Here is a 5,056-nt window from a genome sequence, read left to right as displayed (position 1 = left end):
TCCTCTACGCCGACGCGCTGGAACGCATCATTCCCGATTTCCGCGACGATGCCCCGTTGGAGCGCCACGTCATCGAACAGCGCATGTGGGTGCTGGATGACAAATCCTTCATTGGGACCAACTATCGCTCGGATGCCTTCAACAGCGACCAGCCCAATCGTTATACCATCCTCCGGGCGCCTTTCGACAAGTGGTTCTCCGGGAAGGTCAAGGCCGCCGGCGGCCTGGTCATCTGCGAGACGACGGTCACCGAGCTCATCCAGGAAGGCAAAAAGGTCATCGGCGTCCGTACCGACCGTGAGGGGGGTGATATTTATGCCGATGTGGTGATTCTGGCGGACGGCGTCAATTCACTGTTGGCCCAAAAATCCGGGTTCCATGGCGAACTCGAAGCCAAAAATGTCGCGCTCGCGGTCAAGGAAATTCACTTTCTGCCCGAGGAGGTCGTCCAGAGCCGTTTCAACATCAAGGGCAACGAAGGGGTGGTCATCGAGATCGCCGGTGCCGTCACCCACGGCATGGTCGGCACCGCCTTCCTCTATACCAACAAGGAATCCATCACGCTGGGCATCGGTTGCCTCTTGTCCGACTTCAAAAAAGCGGGCATCGCGCCCTATACCCTTCTCGAAGAACTCAAGGCGCACCCGGCCATTGCCCCCCTGCTCCAGGGCGGAGAAATGAAGGAATATGCCGCCCACCTGATCCCCGAAGGCGGCTACAAGGCCGTTCCGACCCTCTATGGAGACGGCTGGATGATTGCGGGGGACAGCGCCGGACTGGTCAATGCGGTCCACCGCGAAGGCTCCAACCTGGCGATGACCAGCGGCCGGCTGGCCGCGGAAACGGTCATCGCCCTGAAAGAGATGAGGCTCCCCTGTACGGCCCCCCATCTTGCCCGTTACAAAGCCGCGCTGGACGACAGTTTCGTCATGAAGGATTTGCGCAAGTATAAGGAGCTGCCCGAGATCCTGCACGGCAATCCGCATTTCTTTTCAGTATATCCGCACCTCCTCAACCGCGCCGCGCATACCATGCTGGTGGTCGACGGTCAGGATAAGCACAGCAAGGAAAAGACCATCCGTGGCAGCTTTGTGCAGCAACGCTCGTTGTGGGGTTTGGTGGGAGACGCTTACCGCATGTGGAGGGCAACGCGATGATCAAGATCGAAGAAAAACTGTTTCAAAACCGCTACCGGGTCGATGAGGGTCGGCCGCATATTCAGATCAGCGATCCCCAGGTCTGCGTGGATGATTGTAAAACGCAGTCCTGCACCTTCGCCTGTCCTGCGGCCTGTTACGCCAAAGACGAGGGTGGCGGTGTGGTCCTGACCACGGACGGCTGTCTGGAGTGCGGCACCTGCCGGGTCATCTGTTCGGAACATCGCAACGTGGACTGGTCCTATCCACGGGGCGGTCACGGCATCCTCTTCAAGTTCGGTTAAGTTTGGAGGCTTGGTCCAATGAGCCCTGACAGTGCCCTCCGAGAGATCACCCTGCCCTTTGCTGACCCGACCGGGCAGGCGGCTTCACCGCTGGAGGCCGCACTGGCCAGCGCGGCACGACTGGGCGGATTCCCCCCCCCACTGGCAGCAACTCGCCCCAGGCATGGCAGACTGGTCCATGATTCACAGTCCTGCCCATTTTTACCTCTTCACCCTCAAGGCCCTGAGTTTCATCCTGTTGCTCCGCAAGCGACTGGACGAATGCCGGGAAACTCTGGAAAAAAACCGGCGAACTGGACCCCCACGATCTGGTAGGGGCCTCCGTCATCCGCGCTTATGCCGGACGGACTGACAACGCATTGAGTCCGATGATGCGCCAGACAAGAGGCCGCTGTTGCCGGGCTGGAACCGCTGACCATCACCATCGGCTAACCTGATCACCCCCAATCGAAACAGGAATAACCCCATGCCCACAGCCGACCTCCTCGAACGCAATCGCCTGATCTTCTGTCACTTCGATAGTTACAGTACCGCCCTGCGCTTTGTACGTATCAACGACAGTGTGATGTTGCCCGCGCCACTGCCGGAGAACACCAGTATGCTTGCAGCACCCACGGAGACCGACGATACGCCCACTGACGTACTGCATGCAGTATTGGAGAAACTGAACATAAATCCCAGCCAGATAGAGCTGGACGACGGTTTCGAGGTTTGGCTGTCTACCGACACTGGTCCAATTCAGATTCACCTCGCCCGCTTCACGACATTTGAAGCCCCCCACGAGGCAATCGCCCCTCACGATGGCGTTTTCAAGCCCATCAGTGCGCTGCGCCGCCTGCCGATGATGGAGTTGACGCTGCTACGTCAGGTCTTCAATCAGATCATGGGCGGTTAAATAGGTATAACCGTGCAGCCCATCCGCAAACTGCTGCAGAAACTCGCGACGCTCCACGTCGCCGAGATGACTGCAGGCTTCCACTTTCTTCTGATAACGGGCCAGCAGGTCGGTGGCAGAAAACTGTACGTATTGCAGGACGGATTCCACCCTATCCCCCGCCAGCGGCTGCTCCAGACGCATGGCGCCCGAGGCATCACAGAGCACATTAACCGAGTCCGTGTCACCGAACAGATTATGCATATCCCCCAGAATTTCCTGATAAGCACCCACCAGAAAAATACCGAGAAGATAAGGCGTATCCGCCTGTAGCGCATGTACCGGCAGCGCCGGTGTCAGGCCTTCGGCCGTGACGTACGCATCGATCCTGCCGTCGGAGTCGCAGGTGATATCTTCGAGACGGGCCCGCCGGGTTGGCTCTTCATTCAACCGTTGTATGGGCAATATCGGGAAAATCTGATCAATGGCCCAGACATCGGGCAGCGACTGAAACAGGGAAAAGTTAACGAAATATTTGTCCACCAGCTTTTCGTCGAGCTCATCAAGAATGTCGCGGTGCGCGCGATTGTGCGGGTCGAGAAAGCCGCGCACCCGCCAGAGCAGTTGCGCATAAATGCCTTCGGCTTCGGCGCGCTCTTCAATATGAATGATGCCGAGGTTGAATTGCTGGTGAAGCTCCGCCAGCAGATAGAGGGCCTCCTGATACACTTCCAGCGCCGCGGCGGCGTTACCCTGATCCAGCCGGGTGAGCAGACGGCCCCATTCACCCGCCATCAGGTCGACCGAAGGTGCTGACGACGGACGCTCTCCGGCCGCCATCTCCACATCGCTGACATTCGCCAACAAAATGGCGTGATGCGCCGTCAGCGCCCGACCCGATTCAGAGATGATACGCGTGGGAAGAACGTCCCGGCTTGTGGGGATTACAGCCCACCACCGCCCCTTCTTGATGCCCGAACAGGGGTTTGGCCGCCGTGTCGATGTCGAGAAATCCACGGGGTGTGACAGGCCGCGACCACACTCATGGCCTCTATGGCCGTAAAAATGGCCTTCTTCGGCCCCAATTCGGCTTCGCCCACGCGGTGACCCTCCTTCATAACAAAAACCCAATCCTATCAGGTGAATCTCCCAAATCCAGCCGTGGAAACTGCTGTTTTAGGATTATGTAAAGTTTTGCTCTATTCGCTATGGCATTGAAACGACAGATGCGCCTATCCCGCCTGTCGCCTCAGGAGCGCCTGCTGATGGCCTAAGTGACATCAACGATGTGAAAAATATCGTGACTCTGACATAAAATGAACTTCCTACTTTGGGTCAAGGTCTAAGTATATGGTTGTCCTCGTACAAAAACTCCAATGGAGCGTAATGGCTTATTATCAATCGTTCAGTAGTCGGAGTCCGTGGTGGGTGCGCCTGCTCGCAGTGATGGTGAGCATGGTTCTGCTGGTTGGTCTGTTCTTTTTCGCCATCTTCGCGGTTATCGCGGTTGCCATACTCGGGGCCAGCGGGATGCTGTTCCTCTGGTGGCAACGGCGGAAAATGCGCAAAGGGATGCATACTGATATCGTGGTTACGGACTACCGGGAAATTCATCGCCCGCGTCCACCTTTCGACAACAACCATCGTTGATTGCCTTATAGAGGTATCCCGAGACCGCCGCCTAACCGCGTCAAAATAAGGTTGATGGTGCTGGATTGCACGTACTCCTCCGCGCCCCGCCTCCTATTCCCATAAATCGTGCTAAACTCGGCAAATCGTCACACTGTGAGTGGTTTTGTTTGCCTTGCTCTGGGATATTCTTCGTGGCGTGATTATCCTGGGTTAGTAGCGGGGGCGCGGCAGGAGGTTTTCTGGGCATAGTCAGGGGGGATGGTAAGGCGAAGCAACATCGTCTGGGTAACCTGCGCCGTAGCCTATGGTTCGCTGTGTTGGGCATTTCACTGTTTTACTACGGAATGGCAGGCGCCGATGTGGTAGAGTTTACCGTGGATGGCGTTCCCGGGCCTTTGGCAGAGGATCTCGCGCACGCCCTCCCCCCCGTGGTTATCGGATTGCAAGCGGACCGTTTAGAAGAAACGGAAATGTCGGCGAGCTTGCGCCTCAAAGATGCGCTCGAGGCCTACGGCTACTACAACGCTCGTTGGACGGAGCGCAGTAGAAAAGGCGCACAGGGAAAAGAACGCATCATCTTTTCCGTGACTCTTGGGCGCCCCATCCTGGTTCGCCAAATCGACCTGAGATCAGCGGGTCCAGGCCAAAATTTACCCACTTTGAAAAAACTATTTACCCAATTCCCACTTCATAAAAAAGATATTCTTGATCAGATTACCTATGAGGAATGGAAGGGCAAAGTCCTATCGTTCCTCAATGCGCGCGGCTACGCCCGTGCCAATTATTCGCGCCATGAAATCCTCATGGATCGCGATCAATTTTGGGCAGACATTTACTTGTGGCTCAATACCGGACCCCGCTTCCGTTTTGGTGATATTAAAATCACCGGTGCGGAACACTATCCGCATTGGTTCATTCAGCGGTATTTCTCCTTCAAGGCGGGGGACTGGTATTCGCCTAAGGCCCTGGCAGTCACCCAAAGCAATTTACGCAATGCCGACCGATTCTCCGATATCTCAGTACGTACCAATCTGGATAAAGCGAAAAATGATGCGATACCTGTTACCGTCGATTTGAAAAGCATGTCGGCACAGCACCTGAAAATAGGC

The 5,056-nt window shown here is 56.3% G+C and carries 7 protein-coding genes; 5 read left to right on the top strand and 2 right to left on the bottom strand.

Features of this window, described 5'->3' with window-relative positions:
- From M7F93_RS09485 to M7F93_RS09475, 3 genes are all read left to right on the top strand, one after another.
- On the top strand, nt 1-1,157 hold a 1,157-nt coding region (locus tag M7F93_RS09485), incomplete at its 5' end, for an FAD-dependent oxidoreductase (RefSeq protein WP_298172488.1).
- The gene (locus tag M7F93_RS09480) at nt 1,154-1,441 is read left to right on the top strand and encodes a ferredoxin family protein (protein ID WP_298172485.1); all 288 of its coding nucleotides are present in this window, start codon (nt 1,154-1,156) and stop codon (nt 1,439-1,441) included. The genes M7F93_RS09485 and M7F93_RS09480, both read left to right, overlap by 4 nt.
- A 466-nt stretch (nt 1,442-1,907) precedes the next feature.
- Nucleotides 1,908-2,336 carry a hypothetical protein gene (locus M7F93_RS09475; protein WP_298172482.1) on the top strand — a complete coding sequence of 143 codons (429 nt, stop codon included), beginning with the start codon at nt 1,908-1,910 and terminating at the stop codon, nt 2,334-2,336.
- Here the strand turns inward: M7F93_RS09475 and M7F93_RS09470 are convergent.
- Nucleotides 2,301-3,182 (bottom strand): type III PLP-dependent enzyme domain-containing protein, encoded by an 882-nt coding sequence (locus tag M7F93_RS09470; RefSeq protein ID WP_298172479.1) that lies wholly within the window; start codon nt 3,180-3,182, stop codon nt 2,301-2,303. The genes M7F93_RS09475 and M7F93_RS09470 overlap by 36 nt on opposite strands.
- Before the next feature lie 77 nt (nt 3,183-3,259).
- Nucleotides 3,260-3,433: a hypothetical protein gene (locus M7F93_RS09465; RefSeq protein ID WP_298172476.1), complete on the bottom strand. Its 174-nt coding sequence runs from the start codon at nt 3,431-3,433 to the stop codon at nt 3,260-3,262.
- 268 nt (nt 3,434-3,701) lie between these two features.
- Between M7F93_RS09465 and M7F93_RS09460 the strand changes: the two genes are divergently transcribed.
- Together M7F93_RS09460 and M7F93_RS09455 are read left to right on the top strand one after the other, a co-directional pair.
- The gene (locus tag M7F93_RS09460; RefSeq protein ID WP_298172473.1) at nt 3,702-3,965 is read left to right on the top strand and encodes a hypothetical protein; all 264 of its coding nucleotides are present in this window, start codon (nt 3,702-3,704) and stop codon (nt 3,963-3,965) included.
- A 296-nt stretch (nt 3,966-4,261) separates the two neighbouring features.
- Nucleotides 4,262-5,056, top strand: a 795-nt coding sequence (locus M7F93_RS09455) for an autotransporter assembly complex protein TamA (protein WP_298172470.1), incomplete at its 3' end; no start/stop codon positions are given.

The sequence above is a fragment of the Acidithiobacillus sp. genome (genome assembly GCF_027322205.1).
In the GTDB taxonomy this organism is placed as follows: Bacteria; Pseudomonadota; Gammaproteobacteria; order Acidithiobacillales; family Acidithiobacillaceae; genus Acidithiobacillus.
The sequence above is the reverse complement of the archived record's forward strand: the minus strand, read 5'-3'. Positions and strand labels throughout refer to the sequence as shown.

Coding starts and splice junctions, on each gene's coding strand:
- M7F93_RS09480 (WP_298172485.1), top strand. CDS start 1,154: ATGATCAAGATCGAAGAAAAACTGTTTCAAAACCGCTACCGGGTCGAT.
- M7F93_RS09475 (WP_298172482.1), top strand. CDS start 1,908: ATGCCCACAGCCGACCTCCTCGAACGCAATCGCCTGATCTTCTGTCAC.
- M7F93_RS09465 (WP_298172476.1), bottom strand. CDS start 3,433: ATGAAGGAGGGTCACCGCGTGGGCGAAGCCGAATTGGGGCCGAAGAAG.
- M7F93_RS09460 (WP_298172473.1), top strand. CDS start 3,702: ATGGCTTATTATCAATCGTTCAGTAGTCGGAGTCCGTGGTGGGTGCGC.